General features: G+C 59.7%; 22 protein-coding genes, 1 pseudogene and 4 riboswitches. Of the genes and pseudogenes, 7 read left to right on the forward strand and 16 right to left on the reverse strand.

Annotated elements, in window-relative coordinates:
* Positions 1–1306 precede the first annotated feature (1306 nt).
* Positions 1307–1735 (reverse strand): hypothetical protein, encoded by a 429-nt coding sequence (locus LPA36_RS01230; RefSeq protein WP_228874326.1) that lies wholly within the window; start codon positions 1733–1735, stop codon positions 1307–1309.
* Positions 1736–1927: 192 nt separating this feature from the next.
* Here LPA36_RS01230 and LPA36_RS01235 point away from each other — a divergent pair.
* A pseudogene (locus LPA36_RS01235) lies at positions 1928–3344 on the forward strand (transposase).
* 350 nt (positions 3345–3694) lie between these two features.
* Here the strand turns inward: LPA36_RS01235 and LPA36_RS01240 are convergent.
* Complete coding sequence (locus LPA36_RS01240) at positions 3695–4693, reverse strand: TraB/GumN family protein (RefSeq protein WP_228874327.1); 999 nt, start codon at positions 4691–4693, stop codon at positions 3695–3697.
* A 498-nt stretch (positions 4694–5191) separates the two neighbouring features.
* Between LPA36_RS01240 and LPA36_RS01245 the strand changes: the two genes are divergently transcribed.
* From LPA36_RS01245 to arsN2, 6 genes are read left to right on the forward strand one after another with little or no spacing between them, the layout of a single operon-like run.
* Positions 5192–5524: an ArsR/SmtB family transcription factor gene (locus tag LPA36_RS01245; protein ID WP_228874328.1), complete on the forward strand. Its 333-nt coding sequence runs from the start codon at positions 5192–5194 to the stop codon at positions 5522–5524.
* Positions 5521–5988: an ArsI/CadI family heavy metal resistance metalloenzyme gene (locus LPA36_RS01250; RefSeq protein ID WP_228874329.1), complete on the forward strand. Its 468-nt coding sequence runs from the start codon at positions 5521–5523 to the stop codon at positions 5986–5988. Before LPA36_RS01245 ends, LPA36_RS01250 begins: the two co-directional genes overlap by 4 nt.
* The gene (arsB, locus tag LPA36_RS01255; RefSeq protein WP_228874330.1) at positions 5985–7070 is read left to right on the forward strand and encodes an ACR3 family arsenite efflux transporter; all 1086 of its coding nucleotides are present in this window, start codon (positions 5985–5987) and stop codon (positions 7068–7070) included. The genes LPA36_RS01250 and arsB overlap by 4 nt, the downstream gene beginning before the upstream one ends.
* Positions 7067–7492, forward strand: a complete 426-nt coding sequence (arsC, locus tag LPA36_RS01260) for an arsenate reductase (glutaredoxin) (protein ID WP_228874331.1) — start codon at positions 7067–7069, stop codon at positions 7490–7492. The genes arsB and arsC overlap by 4 nt, the downstream gene beginning before the upstream one ends.
* Positions 7489–8241, forward strand: coding sequence for an arsenical resistance protein ArsH (gene arsH / locus LPA36_RS01265; RefSeq protein WP_267478608.1), 753 nt, complete (start codon positions 7489–7491; stop codon positions 8239–8241). The genes arsC and arsH overlap by 4 nt, the downstream gene beginning before the upstream one ends.
* Positions 8242–8251: 10 nt before the next feature.
* Positions 8252–8731, forward strand: a complete 480-nt coding sequence (gene arsN2, locus LPA36_RS01270) for an arsenic resistance N-acetyltransferase ArsN2 (protein ID WP_228874332.1) — start codon at positions 8252–8254, stop codon at positions 8729–8731.
* Positions 8732–8805: 74 nt separating this feature from the next.
* On the opposite strand, the gene LPA36_RS01275 is transcribed toward arsN2, so the two are convergent.
* From LPA36_RS01275 to LPA36_RS01340, 14 genes are all read right to left on the reverse strand, one after another.
* A complete protein-coding gene (locus LPA36_RS01275; protein WP_228874333.1) occupies positions 8806–9432 on the reverse strand; it encodes a tyrosine-type recombinase/integrase in 627 nt (208 codons plus the stop codon).
* A gap of 252 nt (positions 9433–9684) precedes the next feature.
* Entirely contained in the window at positions 9685–10875 is a 1191-nt protein-coding gene (locus tag LPA36_RS01280; RefSeq protein ID WP_228874334.1) for an MFS transporter, read from the reverse strand.
* 28 nt (positions 10876–10903) lie between these two features.
* Positions 10904–11254 (reverse strand): hypothetical protein, encoded by a 351-nt coding sequence (locus tag LPA36_RS01285; protein ID WP_228874335.1) that lies wholly within the window; start codon positions 11252–11254, stop codon positions 10904–10906.
* 36 nt (positions 11255–11290) lie between these two features.
* Entirely contained in the window at positions 11291–11629 is a 339-nt protein-coding gene (locus LPA36_RS01290) for a DUF190 domain-containing protein (protein ID WP_228874336.1), read from the reverse strand.
* 30 nt (positions 11630–11659) lie between these two features.
* Positions 11660–12970 (reverse strand): voltage-gated chloride channel family protein, encoded by a 1311-nt coding sequence (locus LPA36_RS01295; protein ID WP_228874337.1) that lies wholly within the window; start codon positions 12968–12970, stop codon positions 11660–11662.
* Between the two features lie 76 nt (positions 12971–13046).
* A riboswitch (Fluoride riboswitch) is annotated at positions 13047–13113 on the reverse strand.
* Between the two features lie 60 nt (positions 13114–13173).
* Positions 13174–15165, reverse strand: coding sequence for a proton-conducting transporter transmembrane domain-containing protein (locus LPA36_RS01300; protein WP_228874338.1), 1992 nt, complete (start codon positions 15163–15165; stop codon positions 13174–13176).
* Positions 15155–15964 (reverse strand): NADH-quinone oxidoreductase subunit NuoB, encoded by an 810-nt coding sequence (gene nuoB, locus LPA36_RS01305; RefSeq protein WP_228874339.1) that lies wholly within the window; start codon positions 15962–15964, stop codon positions 15155–15157. The genes LPA36_RS01300 and nuoB overlap by 11 nt, the downstream gene beginning before the upstream one ends.
* A gap of 12 nt (positions 15965–15976) precedes the next feature.
* Positions 15977–17464 (reverse strand): hydrogenase large subunit, encoded by a 1488-nt coding sequence (locus tag LPA36_RS01310; RefSeq protein WP_228874340.1) that lies wholly within the window; start codon positions 17462–17464, stop codon positions 15977–15979.
* Positions 17461–18936 (reverse strand): proton-conducting transporter transmembrane domain-containing protein, encoded by a 1476-nt coding sequence (locus LPA36_RS01315; protein ID WP_228874341.1) that lies wholly within the window; start codon positions 18934–18936, stop codon positions 17461–17463. The genes LPA36_RS01310 and LPA36_RS01315 overlap by 4 nt, the downstream gene beginning before the upstream one ends.
* A gap of 2 nt (positions 18937–18938) precedes the next feature.
* Positions 18939–19619, reverse strand: coding sequence for a hydrogenase (locus LPA36_RS01320; protein ID WP_228874342.1), 681 nt, complete (start codon positions 19617–19619; stop codon positions 18939–18941).
* A 6-nt stretch (positions 19620–19625) separates the two neighbouring features.
* The gene (locus LPA36_RS01325; RefSeq protein WP_228874343.1) at positions 19626–20573 is read right to left on the reverse strand and encodes a respiratory chain complex I subunit 1 family protein; all 948 of its coding nucleotides are present in this window, start codon (positions 20571–20573) and stop codon (positions 19626–19628) included.
* 237 nt (positions 20574–20810) lie between these two features.
* A riboswitch (Fluoride riboswitch) is annotated at positions 20811–20882 on the reverse strand.
* Positions 20883–20932: 50 nt separating this feature from the next.
* Positions 20933–21301, reverse strand: coding sequence for a DUF190 domain-containing protein (locus LPA36_RS01330; protein WP_228874344.1), 369 nt, complete (start codon positions 21299–21301; stop codon positions 20933–20935).
* A 262-nt stretch (positions 21302–21563) separates the two neighbouring features.
* Entirely contained in the window at positions 21564–22856 is a 1293-nt protein-coding gene (gene eno, locus LPA36_RS01335) for a phosphopyruvate hydratase (protein WP_228874345.1), read from the reverse strand.
* A 118-nt stretch (positions 22857–22974) separates the two neighbouring features.
* Positions 22975–23313 carry a DUF190 domain-containing protein gene (locus LPA36_RS01340; RefSeq protein WP_324250873.1) on the reverse strand — a complete coding sequence of 113 codons (339 nt, stop codon included), beginning with the start codon at positions 23311–23313 and terminating at the stop codon, positions 22975–22977.
* A gap of 196 nt (positions 23314–23509) precedes the next feature.
* Positions 23510–23577: riboswitch (Fluoride riboswitch) on the reverse strand.
* Positions 23578–23762: 185 nt separating this feature from the next.
* Positions 23763–23835, forward strand: a riboswitch (Fluoride riboswitch).
* Positions 23836–23888: the final 53 nt, after the last annotated feature.

Below are 23888 nucleotides of genomic sequence, written 5' to 3' on the forward strand. Positions count from 1 at the left end.
CAACCTACTGAGGCGAGACGATATACGCATAGGTCCTCCACATGTTGATTGCTTTTTTTGGGGAGATCACTTACCGCTTTTTCCGTGCTAGTGGCACAGAAGGGTGTGATTGAAATTTACAAGTCCCTTGGGACTTTCCCAATGGCTGTTCATCGCACCTCCGAACCCCGGGTACGCGGGTACCAGAAGGCCAGCGTTCCCGTTGGTCGCATTCCCAGCTTCAAAAAAATACGACTGGTTAGCTGTCCAACTTATGGTGCAATTTAGAACTCGCGGCGTCACGCTTTCAATGTTCACTTGCCAGAACTGATTTTGAGGAATGTATTGCTGCGAGCTCGTCACCTGGACGGGTGACTGCGCCAAGACTGAGCCGGCGCCGACGAGACCGGTGAAGAAGAGCAGGGCGACGCTCCTTTCATTGCGTGTCATCTGTAGGTACTCCCGCTCGGCGTCCGGCGGTGGCGGGGAACGCCGCTTCAAGTCAGTTGCATTGCTGATCGAAACAATTGATGGTCATTCCACGCGTGCACCTCCCCACGTGCGAAAAATCCGGAGCAGACTGCCAGCGCGGAATCATGGTTCAAAGTACTCGGCCAACCTTACAACTTGCCCCCATTAATGTGCGTTTCCGGACAGATCTGTTGTCGAATCTCACTAAGCGTCAGTTGCCCTTGTTCCATAGGCCGCCGTCAGCAGGCGATGTCAACCTGCTTTTCCTATGGCTTCTGATATCCCCTATACGCGAATAGGAAGTCAAGCAGTGGTCGATTCCATGCCGGATGTCAACTTGCCCGCCAAGCTCATCAGCCGGCGGACAGGGCCATAGCGTTGGCTGGTCGTCGCGAAACTCAGTGGCTGGACCGATAGTCGCCACCCCGAACAAATTGGCATTTGCCAATGCTGCACAGGTACTGCTCGGCGAGCGCCGGATTCATGGCCAACTTTTCTTAACGTTTCGTCTGAGTTGACTTGACACCGAGAGCTGAGCAACCAAGTACGTCGCCACATCCGAATTGGCGACAACGATTGAAAATGATTGTCCGTGCGGAGTCGGATGTCCCGTCAATGGCCGGTCTTTGCCTTATGCGCTGCGCATTCGCGGCCTCAGCCGTACGAGGCCTTGTTCAGCGGCATGCGACCCGCTTGATCCCCTCGCCGAAAGACAGAAGCAAATCAGTCAAGCCGGTCGGGACCCGAACAGCTTTACGCCTCGTCCGCGGTGGACTGAACCGGGCTCGACACGCTAACGGATGATTTCTGTCAGTGTCCCCTCGACGCTAATCATGTACCGTTGGTAATTTAGTTGCTACGCGCTTTCGAGGGCGTCAGCGAACTCGTCCCAGAAATCGATTGTCGCGCGGCCGTACGCTAGGAGATCGGTCATCGTGAGATACAGGTCCTCTCCGGACATCGGCCGATAAACGCTTGGCGTGTAGCGAAAAGGCATCGCCACGATTTCAGCCTTCGCATGATGCGGCTCGAAGAACTCAGGTCGCCTCGCCTTGAGCTGATCACCTGCTCCGCCATCGGCATGCTTCACGGTATTCGCTAGTATCCGCAACTCATCGATCGTCGACCACGTCGATAGCTGAGTGATGTCGAATCCTTTGTCCATTAGGCGCGTCTGTAAAATTTCCACCCGCAAGAACTTGTTTTTGCGCTCTTCATTCGGATGCAACACTTCCTTGCGATGGCCATGTTGGCAGAAGCAGCGTTCGAGGCTGGCTACAAGCATTATTCCGGGATGGCCATGCCGCTCGATCCGGACGTGGTAGACGAGTCCTTTAATGATTGACGTGGGGCGGATTGTCGACGATCTAGGCGATGTCGTCGACCGTCTGTTGATGGCCGATTCTGTTGAAAAAGTCTTCGTAGATGCGGAATGTTGGGTATCCTGGGAGACATCGAACGACGGGAGTGAATCGTCATGATGGGTCGCCTAGATAGCGCACAGGACAAGCTCTTCTACTCGTTCAACCTCGACAACCACGTCCCGCAATCGCACCTGTTGAGAGGTATTGATCACTTCCTTGACCTGCGCGATCTACGTCAGCACCTCGCGCCGTTCTACAGCCCGATGGGTCGTCCATCGATAGATCCAGAACTCATGATTCGCATGTTGATCGTGGGCTACTGCTTCGGCATCCGGTCCGAGCGACGTCTATGCGAAGAGGTGCATCTGAACCTCGCATACCGTTGGTTCTGCCGGTTAGGTCTGGAGGACGCCGTACCAGAACACTCGACGTTCTCAAAGAATCGCCACGGGCGCTTCCGCGATAGCGATGTGTTGCGTCACGTGTTCGAGTCTGTGCTGAGTCGCTGCATGGCCGAGGGGCTCGTCAAGGGTGAGGGGTTCGCGATTGATGCAAGCATTATCAAAGCAGACGCGAGTCCTGCGCGCGGAGTGCCGGGAACAGAGCCTATCGACTGGGGACGCGCCGATGGCCAGAGTCGTGCCGTGCGGGAATATCTTGAGGCACTGGAACAAGCCACTCCGGTGGCGACAGATGCGGATGAGCCAACAGCGTCTTCGACACCTCCAAAGAAGATATCCCCTGACCGATCCCACTGCACGATGGACGGCCGCACCGGGTGGTCCCGCGTTCTTTGCCTATTCGACGAATTACCTGATTGATCTGCAGGCAGGGATCATTGTTGATGTTGAAGCGACACCGGCGAACCGGTCACAAGAGGTCGAATCAACCAGGACAATGATTGATCGTGTTGAACACCAACGGAACCTGAAGCCTCGCCGACTGGTAGGTGACACCGCATACGGCACAGCAGCGCTGCTTGGCTGGATGGTTGAAGAGAAACACATCGAACCGCACGTCTCCGTCTGGGATAAAACAACGCGCAAAGACAATACGTTCTCACGTAGCGAATTCATCTGGAATGAACAGGCCAACGAGTATCGATGTCCTGCCGGAAACGCGCTACGCAGCGACTGGCGTCCACTGAAGAATCCACGCACGCACATCACGAAAGCAGACACCATCGTCTACCGGGCAAGTCAGATGGACTGTGACGGCTGTTCGATGAAGGATCGATGTTGCCCGAATATGCAGTTTCGCAAAATCGTGCGCAGCATCCATGAAACTGCACGTGATGAAGCGAGGCGCATCGCGACAACCCCAGAATACAAACAGTCGCGCCGGCAGCGAAAGAAGGTGGAAATGCTCTTCGCTCACCTCAAACGCATCCTCAAACTTGATCGCTTGCGACTGCGTGGTCCAAGCGGTGCTCATGATGAGTTTCTGATGGCAGCAACTGCGCAAAATCTGCGAAGAATGGCCAAGTGGCTCATGCCTAGCGGTAAGCAGGCAAACCAGGCAGCCACATGACGAGAATCGGGGGGCGTCGCACGCTGCAAGACCGCCGCCTCCCTGAACTCTCCGGCTCGAAACGTATTGTCAAAGCCTGTGCCCCAAACCAAAACACGACTTTTTCAACAGAATCGGCCGCATGCGGAAATTCGGCTTCTGCGCGCTTCCCGAGCGCGACCCTCGCTCGCGAACTGCCCTGATCGATCCGTTGCGGCCCGTCGCTCGAGAAATCCTATGTGCTTTGCACATTCAGGACGTCAGAGGTATCAATCTTTTGGTCGATAGCTCACGTGCGCAATCTATTGCTCTCTAAGCGAGTGCAGCAGCTTGCGGCGGTGTGGAGCAGAAACCGCAGTGGCCAAACCTGATCAGTGGTCTAGACCGTTGCTCTGCTTTCCGGCGTCTACTGTGGCGACATTCGTACCAAACGGAATGATCGGTAACTCCTCTAGCGTAACCCGCCGAACGACATAGCCTGCCTTCTCCAGGCGGGGAAGCACGGAGTATCGCCCGACGTAATGGCCTGCCCCTACGGCCACGAGGATAGGTCCTTTCATGGACTGAATACGCTCACTCATCATGGCCGTGAAATAGTGCTCGGTTCCGTAGGCGTAAAGGAAGTCGTTTGCCCGGAGCAGTTCCGGCGCATCTCCGGGTAATATCGGCTTTTCGACGTCGAGCGCGAACGAATCAACATCCCCGCGTCGCCAGTCATCCGCAAGCGCGATGAGGACTTCGTGGTGCCCAGGGTTGTCCAGCATTTCGCAGGCGTGGCGTAGCACAAGCTCCTGAAGGCGTTGTGGCATCGCGCCCATATAGTCGATATTTTCGACCGACGTCATCAGCGTCGACAGTTCCCGATGTCCCGCGACCGCTCCCCGGTAAAGCCTCACGTCGATGCCTTCGTGCACCTTTCGGCCGTTTATCCGGTGCGCTACAAGAAGCGTCAAGGCAAAGGGATGAAAATGCATAGCCGCTCGATAGGGCAAATGTGCCTTGTCGGTACATGCCTTCAGTTCATCAATCGATAGCACAGCGACATGATTTTCCAGACTGTCAGGGTCGGGATACGTCATTCTTTGGTGCACGGCCGCCTTCTCGGCTGGCGTCTCCCCCTCCATCGGCGACTCAATCACGACGGAATTGACTCGACGCAATGCCTGATACAGCACCGCAGAAATGTCTTTTGCTTCGTCATCAAGCATGTGGATGGTTGGCATCAGTATCAATACGGGACGCCCGGGAGCAGTCGCTTCCCAGAATATCCCTTCGTCTGCCCGCACGATATTCGTTGCGGACAGACACAATCCGAAGGCCAACGTCCGAACCTGTAGTGAGTTCGCTGAGCGCAACATGCCTTGCCACATGGGTCATCCTCCTTGGTTTGTATCAACCAGACTGTTCATCTGCAGTGTGTCCTATTCGTCTAAGTCTCCTGAGAGAGCTTCACCCGCACAGGACTTCGATAGCCGTTTGCAGCAGCCACGCCGCACCAAAGCCAACCGGGGGCGTTGCCAATCATGTCCTGATTCGGTCGATGTGGCGCTCCATAGGCATTGCGATAACCCCCGAGCGGCCGTAGTCGGGTGCAAAGCTAACACTTCGAGTCAGCCGGTTGGGAGCGGCCACGGGTCGCTCATGCCCGATCATTGAAGTTCTTCGATCACCGGCGATCGCCGCTCGCGTAGCGGCGTCGGATTTCCGTAACCGACCCGAAGGCGACACCTGCGCAGGTTCCCTGGGTGGCCGCTTTATGGGTGACTGAAGCCGCTGCACCTTGCGTGTCCGGCGTGCGGGACTCCATCATCACACGCCTCATTTCGACAATACTTGAAATATCGAAATAGATGATCTATTGTTCGGGCATGAACTCAAACCTCGTTGTGTGCGCGTTGAGCGCTTTAGCCCATGAATCGCGCCTCGCAATCTTTCGACTGTTGGTCGTAGCTGGGCCTCAAGGCATGGCTGCGGGCGAAATTGCGCAGCAGTTAGGGCTATCCCCGTCCAGTCTGTCTTTTCACCTGAAGGACCTGTCGCACGCAGACCTGGTGACGCCGCGACAGGAGGGACGTTTCGTCATCTACACCGCGAACTTCCGTGCCATGACGGGCCTGATCGGTTTCCTTACCGAGAACTGCTGCGCCGGCGCGACATGCTCGGCAAGCGACCTTCCCAACTGTTGCGGAGACGCACCATGAAACGCATGCACATCCACATCGCCGTCGACGATCTCGACGACAGCATCCAGTTCTACAGCGCCATGTTTGGCAACGCCGAACCCGCCGTCCTGAAGGACGACTACTGCAAGTGGGAATTGACCGATCCCGCAGTAAACTTTGCAATCTCAAAACGCGGCGCAAAACCAGGCGTGGACCATATCGGCATCCAGGTTGAAACGGACGCGGAACTCCAGGAAATGAACGCCCGATTCGCTGCGGCACAGCTACCGGTGCAAACCCAGGTCGGCACGACCTGCTGCTACGCAAAGTCCGACAAGGCGTGGACCGTTGATCCACAGGGCGTTGCATGGGAAACCTTCCGCACGCTGGATGCCGCTCCCATGTATGGCTCATCACGCGACCGTTCGCAGGAAAAGACACAGGCCGCCAACGCCTGCTGCACACCGGCCAAGTCCGTGAACACTATCGCAGGAATGAAATGAACAGCGCTGGCACAACGGTCCGCGCAACGCGCCCAGCAATCGGATTTTTTGAGCGCTACCTGACGGTCTGGGTTGCGCTCTGCATTATTGGCGGCGTTCTGCTCGGACAACTATTTCCGCAACTCTTTCAGGCGGTCGGCCGTATGGAGGTGGCACAGGTCAATCTGCCGGTCGGCGCACTCATCTGGGTGATGATTGTCCCGATGCTGATCAAGATCGATTTCGCCGCCATGGCGCAGGTGAAAAGGCAGTGGCGCGGTATCGGGGTGACGCTTTTTGTGAACTGGTTCGTGAAGCCATTTTCGATGGCGTTGCTAGGCTGGATTTTCATACGCCATGTGTTCGCACCGTGGCTATCTGCCGACCAGCTCGACAGCTACATTGCTGGCTTCATCCTCCTCGCTGCAGCGCCGTGTACAGCGATGGTTTTTGTCTGGTCACAACTGTGCAAGGGCGATCCGTACTTCACGCTGTCACAGGTCGCGCTTAACGATTCGATCATGATCGTCGCGTTTGCACCGCTCGTCGCGCTGCTGCTGGGCCTGTCCGCTATCACAGTGCCGTGGGACACCCTGATTATCTCGGTCGGCCTGTACATCGTCATCCCCGTGATCCTTGCCCAGGTGCTGCGCAAGCGACTGCTCGCCAAAGGCGAGGTGCATTTCCAGCGGGCTATCGCGCATCTCGGTCCGTATTCCATCTGTGCACTTTTGGCCACGCTTGTGCTGCTGTTCGCATTCCAGGGGCAGGCAATCGTCAGGGAACCGCTCGTTATCGCGATGCTTGCAGTCCCGATCCTGATTCAGGTGTTTTTCAATTCCGGCCTCGCTTATCTCCTCAATCGCCGGCTAGGCGTCGCACATTGCGTGGCGGGACCGTCGAGTCTGATTGGCGCGAGCAACTTCTTTGAACTCGCGGTAGCCACCGCCATCAGTCTGTTCGGATTTCAGTCAGGTGCGGCGCTCGCGACAGTCGTTGGCGTGCTGATTGAAGTGCCTGTAATGCTGCTGGTTGTCGGCGTGGTGAACCGGTCACAGCATTGGTACGAAGCGAGCAACCGCCTAAAGGAGCAGAAGTCATGAGCATCACGATCTATCACAACCCGGAATGCGGCACGTCGCGGAACACACTGGCCATGATCCGCAACGCGGGCATCGAGCCGAAGATCGTCGAATATCTGAAGACCCCGCCTGATCGTGAGACGCTAAAGGCGCTGATCAGTCGCGCCGGTCTCGCAGCGCGCGCCGCGGTGCGCGAGAAAGGCACACCCTACGCCGACCTCGGACTGGCCGACACGTCGCTGAGCGATGACCAGTTACTTGATGCGATGCTGGCACACCCCATCCTCATTAACCGGCCGTTCGTTGTGACTTCGCATGGCGTGCGCCTGTGCCGTCCGTCCGAACGCGTTCTGGATATCCTGCCCGAGGCGCTGGGCAAACCGTTCACGAAAGAAGATGGCGAGGTAGTAATTGATAGCGAAGGCCGGAGGGTTGAAAATTGATTGACGGTCTGCCGAACATCAGTGGTCCCCATCTCGATACGCCCGACCTGCAAAAGCTCTCGCCACACGCCGCGTCGCAGCACGCCCCGCGGATTCTCCTGCTCTATGGGTCGCTGCGTCCCACTTCATACAGCCGTCAGCTGATACTCGAAGCTGAACGTATCCTGAGTCACTTCGGCGCCGAGACTCGAGTATTCGACCCGCATGGCCTCCCGATTGTGGATAGCGTTCCCGCGGATCATCCGAAGGTCGTCGAACTACGCAAACTGTCGGAGTGGTCGGAGGGTCAGGTCTGGTGCAGCCCCGAACGTCACGGCACGCTAACCGCCGTCTTCAAGAACCAGATCGACTGGCTGCCGTTGGAAAGTGGCGGCGTCCGTCCGACCCAAGGGCGCACGCTCGCGGTAATGCAGGTGTGCGGTGGGTCACAGTCGTTCAATGCGGTGAACGCGTTGCGTGTGCTCGGACGCTGGATGCGCATGGTGACAATCCCCAACCAGTCATCGGTGGCGAAGGCATGGCAGGAATTCGACACAGACGGACGAATGAAGCCGTCTGCCTACTATGACCGCGTGGTCGATGTCATGGAAGAACTGTACAAGTTCACGCTGATCGTCAGGGACCGTTCCGAATATCTCACTGACCGCTATAGCGAACGCAAGGAAACCCATCCTGAACTCGCGGAGCAACTAGCCACGACTGCCATGGACCATGAAACCGACGCAGCCAATGCCGACAACGACGAATGAGGACGCAACTATGCGGATCAGGAAGGCAGACGCCGCCGATCTGGTCGAGATCCAAACCCTGTTGCGCGCGAATGGCTTACCCGTAGACGACGTGACAGGATTGCTCATCGAGGGTTTCCTTGTGGCCGAAGATACAGATGGGTCGATTGTTGGCAGCGCCGGGCTAGAACCACTTGGCTCCAGCGTGCTGCTGCGCTCACTCGCGGTCGCGTCAGAGATACGGGGCACAGGCGTCGCACGCGAACTGGTAGCACGACTCGAAGAAAACGCACGCTCGCTCGGCCGACTTGAAGTCTGGCTGCTGACTTCGACCGCGGAGCGCTTTTTTGAAGTCGTTGGGTATGAACGCATAAGTCGGGGCGAGGCCCCTGGCAACGTACGGTTGTGCAGGCAGTTCGCGGTGCTTTGTCCTTCGACCGCCGCCTGCATGCGAAAGCGGCTCCTCCCAAATTCCTTCCCGTACGTCAACGAACGACCGCAATCAAGGTGATCTCCGACGCTCGACGCAAATTCATCAACGGCTCCTGTTGGCCGGCAAGCGTCCGCTCGCCGGCGAAGTATCAATCAGACTTCAGTTTGCTCAGCCATTTCGAGCGCGTCATCGACCTCGATCCCGAGGTATCGGACGGTACTTTCGAGCTTGGTATGGCCTAGCAAAAGCTGAACAGCGCGCAGATTCTTTGTCCGTCGATATATCAGCGACGCCTTGGTGCGGCGCATCGTGTGAGTGCCGTAAGCGGCGTCATCGAGCCCAATCGATGCAACCCATCGGTGAACGATGCGGGCATACTGGCGAGTCGACACATGAGGCGAGGCACTGATCCGGCTCGGAAACAGAAAGTCGACAGGTTTCAGCCCTCGCGCCGAGATCCATGCACCTACGCTCTGGCGTGTCAGTTCGGTGATTTCGAACTGCACCGGCCGTTGAGTCTTTTGCTGCATAACGCTCGCTCGCGAGAGCACGTGACCTCCCATGCAAACATCCTGAACCTGCAGCCGCGTCAGATCACACGCCCGAAGCTTACTGTCGATCGCCAAGTTGAACATCGCGAGCTCCCGAACGTTGCACGACATCTGCAGTCTCGTTCGAATCGCCCAGATCTCTCGGAGTTTCAACGGCGGCTTTTGGCCGGTCAACCTCCCTTTATTCCACGGTACCCGACGAGCACCGGAAGAATTAAGCGCTTCCATGACAATCTCCTTCTCGAAGAAAGGGAGCTCGATTGTGCGCTTGGTACAGCGGTCGATCTTCGACCCTAGTCGGACGATGACCGTTCGCTCGTGAACGGCCGTTTTCGTTGTCATACCGGCCCGTGGGCGACTTCGACACTTCACTCGCGTCGCGATAGAGGATTCGGCCATACTCGCCGAGACGTCGCAGCAACGACCGTTGCGTGACGCGCCCCCTGGCGTGGTGTTACCTCCAATGATTCAGTGCGCCGCTTAACCCTTCTCGCGATGCCAGCTCACCCAGACAAAGACCGGTATAGCCATCGCTTGTGTAATCACACAGAATGCGACGGCCCCGATTACCGACTGATCGTAGATCCAGCCAATGAAGGCGCTGCCCGCGAACCAGCAGACTCCGTACACCGCAGTGAACATACCGAACGCGGAAGCCCTTTTCGACTGCGCGACCATTGGCGCGACCGCAGCAGGAATGATCGACTCATGCACGCCCATGCCCATCCCCCACAGCGCAGCACCGAGAATCGCCAGACCGAAATGAGCGCCGAGAAACACCAGTGGCGCGAAGAGAAGCGAGACGCCGGTCAACCCGATCAGCACTTTGAAGCCGTACCGGTCGAACAGGCGGCCGAGCACGAGCGACGCCCCACCGCTCACCGCCGTTGCCACGGCATACAAGATCGGAATCCACTCAGTTGTCAGCGTGTGGTGTTTGACCCAGTGATAGGCGACGAGCGGATAGTCGGCAAAGCCTGCCGCGACGAGACCCGCGCCGCAGAGGTAGACCCAGTAGAGTGCCGGGAAGCTCCCCGGCCCTCCCTCTACGAGTGCGCGCTGCTCCATGTCCTGTGGACGCGGGAAGACCAGACAGGCTACCGTGAGAAAACACAGATTGATTACGGCAGGTACGGCCAGGACGGCAAACGCCCGCCGGTAGTTCCCGCCCTTCGCGAGCACGACCGCCACAACAAGCGGCCCCACCATCGCACCGAACTGGTCAAAGGCCTCGTGAATGCCGAATGCCCAGCCGTATCCGCCGATGCGTTGTGCGGCGCTCGCGAGCATCACGTCACGAGGCGGATTGCGTATTGCTTTGCCGACGCGCTCCAGAATGATCAGGCACGCTGCCGCCTGCCAGCTATGCGTGAACGCAAGCGCAGGCACTGCGGCCATCTGGACGACATAGCCAAAGATCGTGATCGGCCACAAGCGCCGCGTCGCGTCGGCCATCGTGCCGGAGACGATCCGCAGTCCATAGCCAAGCAGTTCGCCAAAGCCGACGACGATCCCGATGATCGTTGCCGATGCGCCTGCTGCCGCGAGGAAAGGACCCAGGATACTGCGCGCGCCTTCGTACGTGAAATCGGCGAAGAAGCTCAGGATACCCACCAGCAGCACAAAGCGCATCGCACGCCGACTTCCGGAGCCTATCGTCTGATTTGCCATGCTGCCTCCCAGAAAGCCATCGCCCGGCTCAACGGTCGTCCGCTCCGATCACCTCCGGATGAAGCCGTATATGCAGCAACACCCACCAGCGTTTGGGGGAATCGTCCGCGATCGAGACCACCAGCGCCGGCTCTCCCTCCAGGCCTATAAAGTGCAGCCTGATCGCAGTCTCATAGGCCCGCGCAGCGTCCGCTCGCATCCAGGCAATGACAAAAGGCATCGTCAACAGGCCGAACGCCCCGAACCAGAAGAGCGGGACGCTCTCGTAGGTGGCATTCACGACAATGGACAGCACCCAGGCCATTGCCTCGGTCGCCAGTAACGCGAACCCCAGCAGAGAGAACTCGCCCGTCAGGCGCAGCCTGGTTTGTGCTTTCATCGTCGACTCCGATGGCGCGGCCTGTCGGTCAAGCCACTATGTCGGTAATTCACACGGAAGAAAAATCGCCCGGACATTGTCGAGCCCCTTGCCATGTACATGCCAGAAGTCACGCACTTTAGCCTCCAGGTCAATGAGCTCGATGCAGTGAGGGAAACGGTGATGCGCGACCTCGATGTGTTCGTGGTGCAGCCGGTCGCCTTTGAGGTAACCCGCATGGACACGATGCAGTAGCGCCTGCTCGATGCCGGCTCTCTTCGCGTGGCGAAGTAAATGCGAAGCGAGGCATGGGCGCGACACCCGGTGCCAGAAACGCGTCGGATGGGCTCGTTCGGAGTGGTGGAAATACAGGCGAAGCGAAATCAGCTTGGTCATGATGTCAATCAGCGAGAGGTTTCGAACTATTCAGGATTGCGTTGAGGTGGTCATGGCCTTGCGGGCTGCGCGACGCAACGCGGGAATTTCGGCGAGGCGCATGCCGGCAGGCAGAAGTGGATGTTTCGCGTAGCCGACCCGTTGCGCTCGATAGATACCGGTGTGCCCGGAGAACAAGTAGCTAACGACGCAGGCCAATGCGGCGTACACACCAATCTGCGGGCCAAACAGTTCGATCGCCATCACGGTCGAGGCGATCGGGGTATTCGCCGCGCCGGCGAACACGGCAACAAACCCGAGTCCCGCCAGCACCGGCACCGGCAACGCCAGCACGTGGCCCAATGCATTGCCAAGCGTCGCACCGATATAAAAGAGCGGCGTCACCTCCCCGCCTTTGAATCCCGACGCGAGCGTCACCACCGTAAAGCCGAATTTGCCCGCGAAGTCATACACCGGCAGCGACCCGTTGAAGGCCTGCACGATGGTCGGAATGCCGAGACCGAGGTATTGCGGAACCTTGAAGATCGTGGCGAGGATTGCCACCACGGCACCGCCGATCAGGGGCCGCACCGGTGCGTAGGCAATCTTGCGCTTGAAGAGCGCCGACAACGCATGCGTTGAATCGGCAAAGAGCATCCCGACCACGCCAAAGGCCATGCCAGCGACGATTGCAGAGCCCACCCCGAGGGCCGTGAGAGGCGGCACAAACGGGACCGTGTAGACCGTGTGGTGAATGCCCCATAGGCGGCACACCACATCAGCCATCACGGACGAAGCGAGACAGGCGAACAACGCGTCGTAGCGCAGTCGGCCAATCGCCAGCACCTCAAGACCGAAAATCGCCCCCGCGAGCGGCGTGCCGAAGACCGACGAAAAGCCCGCCGCGATGCCGCCCATCAGCAGAATGCGACGCTCCTCGCGCCCGAGGCCGAAGAGTTGCGTGACACGATCGGCCAGCGCCCCGCCCATCTGGACCGCCGTGCCTTCGCGGCCAGCCGAGCCACCGAACAGGTGGGTAATCACAGTGGCGAACAGGACGAGCGGCGCCATGCGCTTGGGTACGATCTTCTGCGGATCGTGAATCTCATCGATCAGCAGGTTGTTGCCGCCCTCGACGCTCTTGCCGATGCGGTGATAGACCCAGCCGGTCAGGAATCCCGCGAATGGAAGCAGCCAGATGAGCCAGGTGTGGTCCATCCGTGTGTCGGTTGCACGATCCAGCGCAAAGAGAAAAAGCGCGGAAGCAGAGCCGGCCAGGGTGCCCAACACGCTTGAAAGCAGCAGCCAGCGCGCGAGATACGGCACCATGGCGAACTGCTCAACAGACTTGAGATGTTTCATGATTTTCAGGTTCGATAGAACATCAAACCTGAGCGACAGGACGCCGCGTGGACAGCCTACGACCTCCTGCACTCAGGAATTCGTAGGCATCATCAGCCGGGGGATCGGCGGTTGTTTGGAGGAATGCCATCTCCAGCGGGCGTGATTTTAATCGAGGAACGCCGCGTTGCGCAAGAATTACTCAATCGTCCGCTCAAAACCGGCTATACGAGTGTCAACGCCAGTATCGCCACCAGCAGACCGCCGATCAGTGCGAGGTAGAAGTTCAGGTTACCGGACTGTAATGCGCGCAGCCTGTTGGCATACCACGTTACGAAACGGACTGCTGGTTCGAAGAGATGCCGCTCGAACAGGTCCGTCACTCCCTCGGAAAACACCAGTCGTTTGATGAAGTACTCGCGTTGCTCATGTTCGCGCTCTGTGCTCATGGTCGGCTGATACACGAAGCTGTAGAACGTACGCATCGCATTCGAGAACGTCAGCGGTGTAGTCATCGCGTCACGGCCATGCGCGGTCATGCCGCCAAACCAGACCGCCGTGCGCCGCGCCGGGCGCGTTCTCGTGAATCGCAACAGGGCGAGCGGGATAAGCGCCAGCAACGGCATCACGATGACGAGCTTCGACGGCGAAATAAATGCAAACTTGTCAGTCAGCGGCACCAGCAGCCATCCCGATAGCATTGCCTGTGGACTGTTGGCCTGAAACAGCGTCTGGGCTCCGCTCGCCAGCGCGTTGAGCCACAACGGTGCACCGACGGCCACCGCAAGCACGCAAAGTCCCAGCAAGCCGACGGCCACGGCGCTTCGCCGGGGCACCGGACGTTGATAGTCCGGGTCTGGCATTCCCAACAGCCCCAGCCCGAACAGTTTGACGAACGTGGCAAGCGCCACCGCGGCGGCGAGTGCGAGACCGGCACCAGCCAGCACCAGCACGAGACGCCCAGTGAAAGCCGATAAATGAAAGCCTTGAAACACCGACTGGAACACGTACCACTCGCTGACAAACCCCGCTTGCGGGGGAATCGATGCCAGGCTCATCACCGCGAACAGTGCGCCGAGGCCCAGCATGAAGCGGCTGTTTCTGATCCAGCCGCGCGGTACGATGTCGTAATTGCCCGTCGACGCCTGAATGCCGTCGGCGACCAGAAACAGCGCGCCTTTGGCAAGTGAATGGCCGGCGAGATGCAACAACGCTACGGTCCACGCGAGGCCGGCGAGATCGTTCAGATGGTCGCTGCGAAAGAGTTGCGTCACGCCGAGCATCGCCACCGCGACTGACGCGTTCTCCGCGGATGAGTAGCTCAGCAGCGCTCGCCAGTCGTCCTGCTGGAAGGCGAACAGGATCGCCAGCACCGCGCTGACAACGCCAATCGCGATCGCAACCACACCGAGCCCGAACGCCGTGCCGCTATCGCTGGCGACGCCCAGCCAACTGTTCCAGCCGCGGCTCAGCGCGAAATAGGCCGCATTGAGTACGACGCCCGAAAACAGCGCGCCCGTCGCGCCACTGCCGCTCGAGTACGCACGCGGAAACCACTCGTAGAAAGGGATAAGGCCGAGCTTCGCGCCGAAACCGATGAGCAGAGCCATGCCGGCCACCCACGACAGAAGCGTTGACGTGCGGGGCCCATGGGCAATAAATGCGTCGAAACCGATGCCGGCCGACGCTTGATCGAGTAGCAGAATCGCGAAGACGAGTGCAATCGCGCCCACCTCGAGCAGCGCAAGCATGAGCAGCACGGGTTTGCCATTGGCTTCGCGCGCGCGCTCGCCGGCAAGCATCACCGCGCCCCCCAGGCTCATCACTTCCCAGGCGACGAGCATCGATATACCGTCCTGCAGACCGAACACACCCAGTGCGCCGAGCAGGCTCAGCGATGCCCCCGCCCACCACGTGCCAGAACGGCCCGAGAGGGGCGAGCCAAGCCAGCAGGCGAAGATCGCAGGTACAAGACCGAAGCCGAGCAGCCAGAGCGCTGAGGGTTCGAGCGCGAAGGCGATGCGCTGCGAAGCGAGCGCAAACGGAAATTCAACGCTGGGGGTTGCGGTGGGCAATGCGATCAGACATGCCGCGACGCCCAGCACGCAGCCCGCGCTCAGCAAATATCGGAGCAACGCACGGACTGAGCGCATCGGCGACAACATGGCGGTGGCGAGCCACAGGACGCTCGCCGCCAGAATCAGGTCAGCGCTCAAGTTGCCCTCCTCGCATCCGTTGCTCCGCGCGACCCACGATCAACAGCAACGCGTGAATGATCGCAGCGGGATTAGGCGGACAGCCCGGCAGGTAGACGTCGACCGGCAAGACGCCGTCGAGGCCGCTGCCGCAAGCGTAGTTTCCCCCGCTCACGCCACCCGAGACCGCGCATGTTCCTGTGGCGATGACCCACTTCGGATCAGGCATCGCCTCATACGTCGCCAGCAGTGGCGCGCGCATCGCGTGAGTCACCGGGCCGGTAACGAGCAGAACATCAGCCGCGCGCGGTGATGCCGTGAAGAAGATGCCAAGCCGGTGCAGGTTGTAGAACGGATTGTTCAACGCCTGCAGTTCCGATTCACAACCATTGCACGATCCCGCGTCGACATGGCGGATATGCAGGCTCCGGCTGAATGTGTGGCGCGTCCGTTCGACCATCTCGCGTGGCACGCGTGAAGCCAGCGCCTCGTCCCACACGAGGTCGTCCCGGTTCGTTACGCCGACCGCCCAGTCCGCCGATGGCGAGAAGGCGCCTGTGGGACACACTTCGGTACAGCGCTGGCAGACGATGCAGCGGCCCCAGTCCACCTCCGGAGCGACGTGCGCTCCCCGCCCGGCAGAAAAGGCAATCGCGTGCGTGATGCATGCCTGTGCGCACGCGTCGCAACCCTCCTGGCACCTGGCCGGATCGTAACGCGGCATGCCGAGCGCGCCCTGCTGACCGTGCGCATCGCCCTTGAGCGGCCATTCGGTACTTGCGCTGCCGCTCGTCAGCCCAAACCAGCTCCATAGAGACATAGTCGCTCCGTCCTATCGCGCGCAACCCGCAATGGTCAAACCGAAACTCGCTTCGTTGATCGCATAGTCCATCATGTTGCTGTCATGCACGGTGAAGGGAAAAACGCGCCAGTTGGAAAACGATGGCGACTTGATCTTCGCTCGCGCAATGCGTGACGTTTCATCGAGATGCAGCGCATAGAGCACCGTGCCCCGTGACGACTCCGCCCAACCAAGGCCCTCGGCATTCGGCGTACAGCGGCAAGGCTCGAGAAGTAGCCCGGTGGGAATGCCGCGCATGATCGAGTCGTCGAGCAGCACCAGACTTGCCCGGAGTTCCGCGATCCGCACCTTCATCCGGGCAAACGCGTCCCCCTCGCTCCGGGTCGCGACAACGGGCGGCAGTTCATCGTACGCGGCATAGGGGTGATCCCGTCTGAGGTCCCGGTCGACGCCTGATGCCCGTTCGACCGGTCCAGTCGCGCCCTGATCGAAGGCGAGCTGCTGACTGAGCGGTGCCGTGGAAATGAGCCGATCGAGATGACTGGTGGTTCGCTCAATCAGATCGACATACCGTTCCAGTTCGGGGCGGAGCGCCGCAACACCCTCGGCGATCGCCACCGCGTCCAGATCGCGGCGCACACCGCCTGGCCACACAATGCCGCGCAACAAGCGGCTACCGCAGGCCAGCGCATTCGTTTGCTTGGCGCGCTCCTCAAGCAGCTTGCCCTGGGCTTCGCCGACCTTCAGTGTGGTCGTGTGGCACAAGTGGCCGAGGTAATGCAAGTGGTTGTAGACACGCTCAAGCTCCGACGCGATCACGCGAAGCCAACGTGCACGCGGCGGCACGATACAGCCCGCGGCGTCTTCGACCGCCTGCGCATACGCGAGGGCATGCGCGACGCTATCGATGCCCGCAACACGCTCCGCCAGTAGAACACCCTGTTCGATGTCCATCCCCTCGAACTGCTTTTCCATTCCGCGATGCTTGAGGAACAGATTCGGGTGATAGTGAAGAATGCCTTCGCCAACGTAGTAGAAGATGAATTGAGCCGACTCGACGACATCAGCGCGCACCGGACCAAATGGCAATAACTGCACGTGCTTGCCTGACACTTGCGGTAGGGTCGGAGCGGCAAGCGTGCCCACGACGCTCACTTGCGCCGTATCCGCCGGTTCGAGCGGGCCGCGCCCCGTCGGCGGCAAGAACGCGGTGACGAGGCGCTCGGGTTCCGGATGTCCGGCAAATGCGATGCCGCTCATTTCCATGATCTCGCGCTCGTACCAGCCGAGTAGCGGGCATCTACTCGCAAGACTGGGAACCGGTGCGTTGCCCGTTTCGACGCGCCAGCTCACGAACTCGCGCCGGCCAGGTTCCGTCGCGATATAGCGCATTTCCGGAGCGTCCGGCCGCGGGAACCACGCGTACGCGGCCTGCATGCGTCCCCCGCGACCGAGCAGATCGTCAGCGGCCGCGCCGAGTCCGGCCAGCGTAACTTCCTTGAGCGCGCAGTTGTTCATCGCGTCTGCCCTCCCAGATCCGCAGCAACCATTTCAAAGAAACGCCACAGGTCTTGCGGCCACCACACACCGAGGACCAGTACCGGCACAAAGGCGAGCCACATCGGAATCGTCATCCATGCGCTGACGTTCACCGCGCACTTGACCTGGTACACCTCGCCCACGGCTCGGGCTTCGAAGTACATGGCCCTGAAGTGGTTGAGAAAGCCGATGAAGATCACGATCAGCAATATCAACATCACGATCACGGCCCAAACGTTCGAGCTCGCCATCCCTGCACGCATCAAGGTCAATTCGCTCAGAAAGAGACCAAACGGCGGCGCTCCCGTGATCGCTACCGCGCCTGCCAGCCATAGTGCGCCAGTGAAAGGAAAGCGATCCCACACATGGTGGATTTCACCGATCTCCTTGGTGCCGAACACACGCATGACGTTTCCGGCGCCGAAGAACATCAACGACTTGTTCAGCGAATGGTTCAGCATGTGATACAGCACGGCGGCAATCGCTAGCGGGCCGCCGAATCCCAGTCCGAGCGCCAACACGCCCATATGCTCGACGCTGGAATACGCCATCAGTCGCTTGACGCCCTCCTGACGCACGATGAACAGCGCGGCGACCAAGAGCGAAAACGCGCCGAGCGCGACAAGCACGGTGCGCGGCAGCAGCGAGGAACTGGCAGCATCGGTGATCGTCAGGAAGCGCGCGACGCCAAGCATCGCCGTATTCAACAACGCACCGGAGAGCATCGCGGACACAGGCGCCGGCCCCTCACTGTGCGCATCCGGCAGCCATGTATGCATCGGCGCGAGGCCTGCCTTGGTGCCATAGCCGACCAGTACGAGCAGGAACGCCATCTGGGTGAGCGCGGGATTCATCCTCGGAGCCGCCCGGCGCAGTGTGTCCCAGGTCATGTCATAGGTCGGGCCGATGACAAGACTGCCTGCCCAGTAGAAGAGTACCGTTCCGAGCAATGCAAGGCTGATGCCCGCGGAGACGACGATGATGTACTTCCATGCCGCTTCGATCGCTTCCTGGCCGCGCTCAAAGCCGACGAGGAATGTGCTAACGAGCGTGGTCAGCTCGATCGCGATCCAGTAGACACCGATATTGTTCATAATCGGCCCACAGATCATCGCCCCCGCGAATAGCGCGAAGAGCGCATAGAAGTTCGGCAGCCGCTCGCGCTCCTCTGCTAACAGCCGCATATAGCCGACCGCATAGATCGAAGCGAGGCAATACACGAGCGCCGTGCAAACAAGGGTCCACGCAGCCAGCGCATCGACCACCACGTAGTCGTGCAAAAAGCGATGTCCATCCTTGACCGTGCAGACGAGCGAAACCGCCGCGACCACGCAGACAATCGACGCGGCAAGGTTCGCATACTCAGCGACGTGTGCGCGCCGGCTCGCCGCGCAAATTGCTGCCGCGACAACCGGTGCAACTACGATCACGACACTCCATGTTCCGATCATGGTTACCCCACCAGCCGTCTAAGTTCACGGCTGCTCGTGCTGCCGACGTGTGCGACCAGATAGCGAACCAAAACGCCAAAGCTCACGACGATAACGAGCAGATCGAACAGCAGCACCAGCTCGATCAGCATCGGCATGCCTGGCACGAGGATCTGGGAGCCCAGGAAGATGCCGTTCTCAAGGATCAGGAGGCCCAGCACCTGGCTGATCGCCTCATGGCGCACTGCCAGCATCAGAAAGCCGATGAGCTTCATCGAGAGCATCACCGTGAGCGCCAGCACGACCACCGTGCCGCCCAGGCCCAGCGCATTGCCCAGATGGTTCGACACGACAAACGCGAAGAGCACCAGTAATGCACCCAGCACGATGCTTGAGCTTGGCTGCAGGATCACATGCAATTCGCGCTCGACTTCCAGCCGGATGATGATTCGCCAGATCAGATAAGGCAGCACCAGCCCCCGAAAAAACGCGGTGAGCAGCGCGATCAGATACAGCTCGTGGTAGTTGCCGTAGTAGCCCACCGTACCGGAGAGTGCCGCGATCAGCCATGACTCGGCCATGAACGCGAGCAGATAGTCCTTCAGCCAGCGCGAACCCAGCATCACAAACGCAAGCAGCAGGCTGCCTATCGCCAGCAGACTGAAGAGCGATGCGGCGAGCGGACTCAGGTGGGCGAGCAGCATGACGTGTCACCGAAGCTGGTTGGCGGCGATCGCCAGCACCGCCAGCATGAACGACGCCGCAAGCGGCTCCTGATACCGGAAGAAGCGCAACCTGGATTGCGCCGTCTCGACGAGCACGACGACGAGCGCGACCAGCAGCATGCGCAGGAAAAGACCGATCGCCGCCCCCAATGCACCCAGCGCCGTACCGTGCTGCGACAGTCCCCACGGTAGGGTCAGCACATTGCAGAAAATGGTGTAGAGAATGAACTGCTTCATCATCGACGCCCATTTGAGCAGCGCCAGAAGCGGCCCGGAGTATTCAAGGATGCGCGCCTCCTCGATCATGTATACCTCGATGTGCGTGCTCGAGTGGATCGGCAGGCGATCCGTCTCGACCAGCAGCAGGACGAAGAACGCAAAGACGAGAAACAGGTGTGCCGGACTCCAGTACACGGACGGCTGTGCCACGAGCAGATGGTTCACGACGAACGGCAACATGGCTTTGGCGAGCAGCGTGATGCCGACCAGCACGAGGATCAGCGTGGGCTCCGCGAGAATGCCGAGCATCACCGAGCGGCTTGAGCCAACGCCGCCATAGGCGCTTCCCGAATCCAGACCCGCCAATACGACCGCAAATGATCCGAATGTCAGGATAAGGCCACCGCCAAGGATGTCACCCATGTCGGAGAGAGGCAGTGGAAAATCAGTGAGCACGGGGATAAGGATCGGCACCGTGAGCATGCAGGTGAACGCGACTACCGGTGCAGTCCAGTAAATCCACGAAGCAGAGTCAGGCACGACGAGTTGCTTGTGAAAGAGCTTCCACAGGTCTCGATAGGGTTGGAAGATGCCAGGGCCGCGCGCGCGTTGCACACGCTCTTCCCACTGCAGAATGACGCCTTGAAGAAGCGGTGACAGTACGATGACGGTCACCACCTGGGCAATCTGGAGGACGACGTCGCGCGTGTTCATACACCCTCCGCGAAGACGAAGGGCTGACGGACGACGCATTGGGACCGCGGCTTATCGCACGCGCGGATCGCTACGCGACGGCGCTGCGAAGCGCATGGACGGGGGCGGCAATAATTGCTGCACGGCGACTCGCTTACGCATCCCATGTTTTTTACGTTCTTGTAGGCAACGATATGCCCAGGATGCTCGAAAAGGCGAGCCGGCTGAAAAATGCCTACCGGCCCCGAAGCGCCCGGGGACCCTGTAGGCATCATTAGCCGCAAAGTGCGTTAGCGGCGGTTAGGGAGGAATGCCATCTCCGCAAAAATCAGTTTTGAGTATAGGTGACGCGCCGACGCATGCAAGGTCAGCGTTTCCGCCTATCCCGTTGACCGACCGAACAGGGAAAAATGCTTCGACGGTTTATGCGGGACGTCGTCACCGATCACACCGAACTCAATCGGAAAGCGCATGTAGAAAACGTGCACGTTTTCGGCGCGTACGAGATCCAGAAGCCGCCCAGCTTCCTTTTCAGTCACAGCAAGAATGATCTGCACCGGTTGATCGTCGAGCCTGAGCATGTGGGCCGCATGATGCGAGCCCGCGTGGCCGATGCCTTCGGCGCAATTGATGACGGTTGCGCCACCGATACCGAGTTGGCGGACCTCATGCAGCAGCCATTCGCATACGGTCTGATGGCCGTGCTTCCTGTTCTGCTCTGTGTAGAACGTCAGTTGATAGCCGTTCATCGCGCATCTCCGCCGCCCAACGGGTCCTTGCAACTCCGAGCGACACGCACGTGGCTGCGTCCACTACCCGGAGTAACGCGGCGGTGTTCGATCGAGGCAGGCCCGGTCATCCACCGCTTGATTCATTCTAGTTCACAGCCACCGCAACACACGATTGTGCTGTGCAGCATCGCGCCCGCGCAGCGGGCGATCCTCCCTGCCGGGTAACGGAACTCGCGCTCGACGCACCATGATCGCAACCGGCGTTGCCGTCAGGCGTCCTCTATGGGCGCTGCCGGAAGGCGTCCTTGCCGGCAAACACGGCGTCCCGCCCCAGCATCCTTTCGATCGCAAGCAAACGGTTGTACTTCGCCACGCGTTCGCCGCGAGCGGGCGCCCCGGATTTGATCTGTCCGCAGTTAAGCGCGACAGCGAGGTCCGCGATGCTCGTATCCTCCGTTTCGCCCGAACGATGCGAGACCAGGCACGTGTATCCCGAAGACTGCGCGAGCCGGGCAGTGTCGAGCGTTTCTGTCACCGTGCCGATCTGATTGAGCTTGATCAGTATGCTGTTGCAGCAGCCCTCCCGGATACCACGGCTCAGGAACTTGCGGTTTGTGACGAACAGATCATCACCGACGATCTGCACGCGCCCGCCAAGCTGCGCAGTCAGACGGGCAAATCCCGCCCAATCGCTATCCGCGAGCGGATCTTCAAGCGAGACGATGGGGTACCGGGCAACCCACGTTTTCCAGTAGTCAATCATCTCGTCCGACGACAATGTCAAACCGTCACGTGTCAGCTGATACCGGTCATCGTGATAGAACGACGACGCCGCAGGGTCCAGACCGATCGCGACATCGTCTCCTGGACGATAGCCCGCACGTTCGATTGCGCGCATGATCGCTTCCATTGCCGCGACGTTCGATGGCAGGTGCGGAACGAACCCGCCCTCGTCGCCTACGTTCGTCGCAGCCCCCAGTTCTGCGAGAACTTCGCGCAGCGCGTGATAGGTTTCAGCGCCATAGCGCAGTGCTTCCCGAAACGTCGGCGCGCCGAGCGGCACGAGTTTGAATTCCTGAACATCGGGACCGTTATGTGCATGTTTGCCGCCATTCAACACGTTGAACATCGGCACAGGTAGCACGTGTGAGTTGGCACCTCCAAGGTAACGGAACAGAGGCAACCCGCAGGCTTGTGCGGCAGCCTTCGCGCATGCCAGCGATACACCGAGAATCGCGTTGGCCCCAAAGCGACTCTTGGATTCCGTGCCGTCCAGCTCGATCAGTGTCATGTCAATCCGTCGCTGGTCGTCCACTCGCATACCTTGCAGCGTCTCCGCGATCGATTCGTTGACGTTGCGCACGGCATCAAGCACGCCCTTGCCACCGTAGCGAGCGCTATCACCATCGCGCAACTCAACGGCTTCGAATTCCCCCGTCGACGCACCAGAAGGAACCGCAGCGCTCGCCTGGATGCCATCCAGCAGTTCCACGGTGACCTCGATCGTCGGGTTGCCCCGGGAATCGAGCACTTCGTCCGCCGTAATGCGCTCAATCGCTGCAAGCGTGCCCATCGTCGTGCTCCTCGCCGGCGCTGTCGCCGACATCAACTGACTCCATGACGGATCGTCGCGCGGGCCTGAATGACCTCCCGCAGTAAGTTCTCGCCGTTCGGCATAGCACTGGAGTCCGCTACTCGCCACCGTCTCTCACGCCTGCGCCCAACACCTCGTATTCGATACGACAGCGTGTGTAGAAGAGTTCAACACCGCCGTGTCGAAGGCTGTCGAGCAATGCGTCGATGCGTGCATCCTCCGCGGCCACCGTGACCACAACGGGCTGGTCAACCAATTCAAAGAAGCGCGCCGCGTGATACTTGCCATGCGCGTCGATGCTTTCGCTCACTTCGATCACCGTCGCGCCCTCGATACCGGCTTCTTTCGTTTTGTCCAAAATCCATTCGACGACGGTCATACGACTCGTGCGGTGGCTCTGATTGGCTGCGAACAGTGTCAATTGGCTGCCTTTCATGAGGCGCTCCGATTGATCGCCGAAGGATGTATGAACCGTCGTTGCGTGCAGGACGCGCCACGATACGCACGAATGCTTCGAGTGACGGGCAAGTACGACCTTGGCGCGATGATGATAAGCATAAGAATCCAGATTCGAGTGGGGTACAAATCTGGCCAGCAGGACGCGGGGGCATGTCCACGACCTCCTGACTCAGGAACTCGTAGGCATCATCAGCCGGGCTAGACCGGCGGTTCGGGGAGGAATGCCATCTCCACTGCATTCAGTGTAGCAAGGAAACTGCAGGGCGGTTCAGCTGTGGCTTGTACCGCATACGGTCCGATTGCATCTCGCACCGCAGCAGCTCGATCCTCTGACCAAACGCTCCGATCAAAAGGCTCGCGACAAGCGCCGCAGAACCTGCCGCTGCACGCTTTGCAAAGCGCGAACGCGATGAATAGAATGAAAGCGTCGAGATGGGAGATGGCATTCCTCCCTGAATCGCCGCTTGCATACGCTGCGGCTGATGATGCCTACAGTTCCGTGGAGAAGGACTGTAGAGTCGCAATCCCCTCTGCCCAGGTTTGCTTCGCTGT

It is taken from the genome of Paraburkholderia saeva (assembly GCF_907164555.1).
In the GTDB taxonomy this organism is placed as follows: domain Bacteria; phylum Pseudomonadota; class Gammaproteobacteria; order Burkholderiales; family Burkholderiaceae; genus Paraburkholderia; species Paraburkholderia saeva.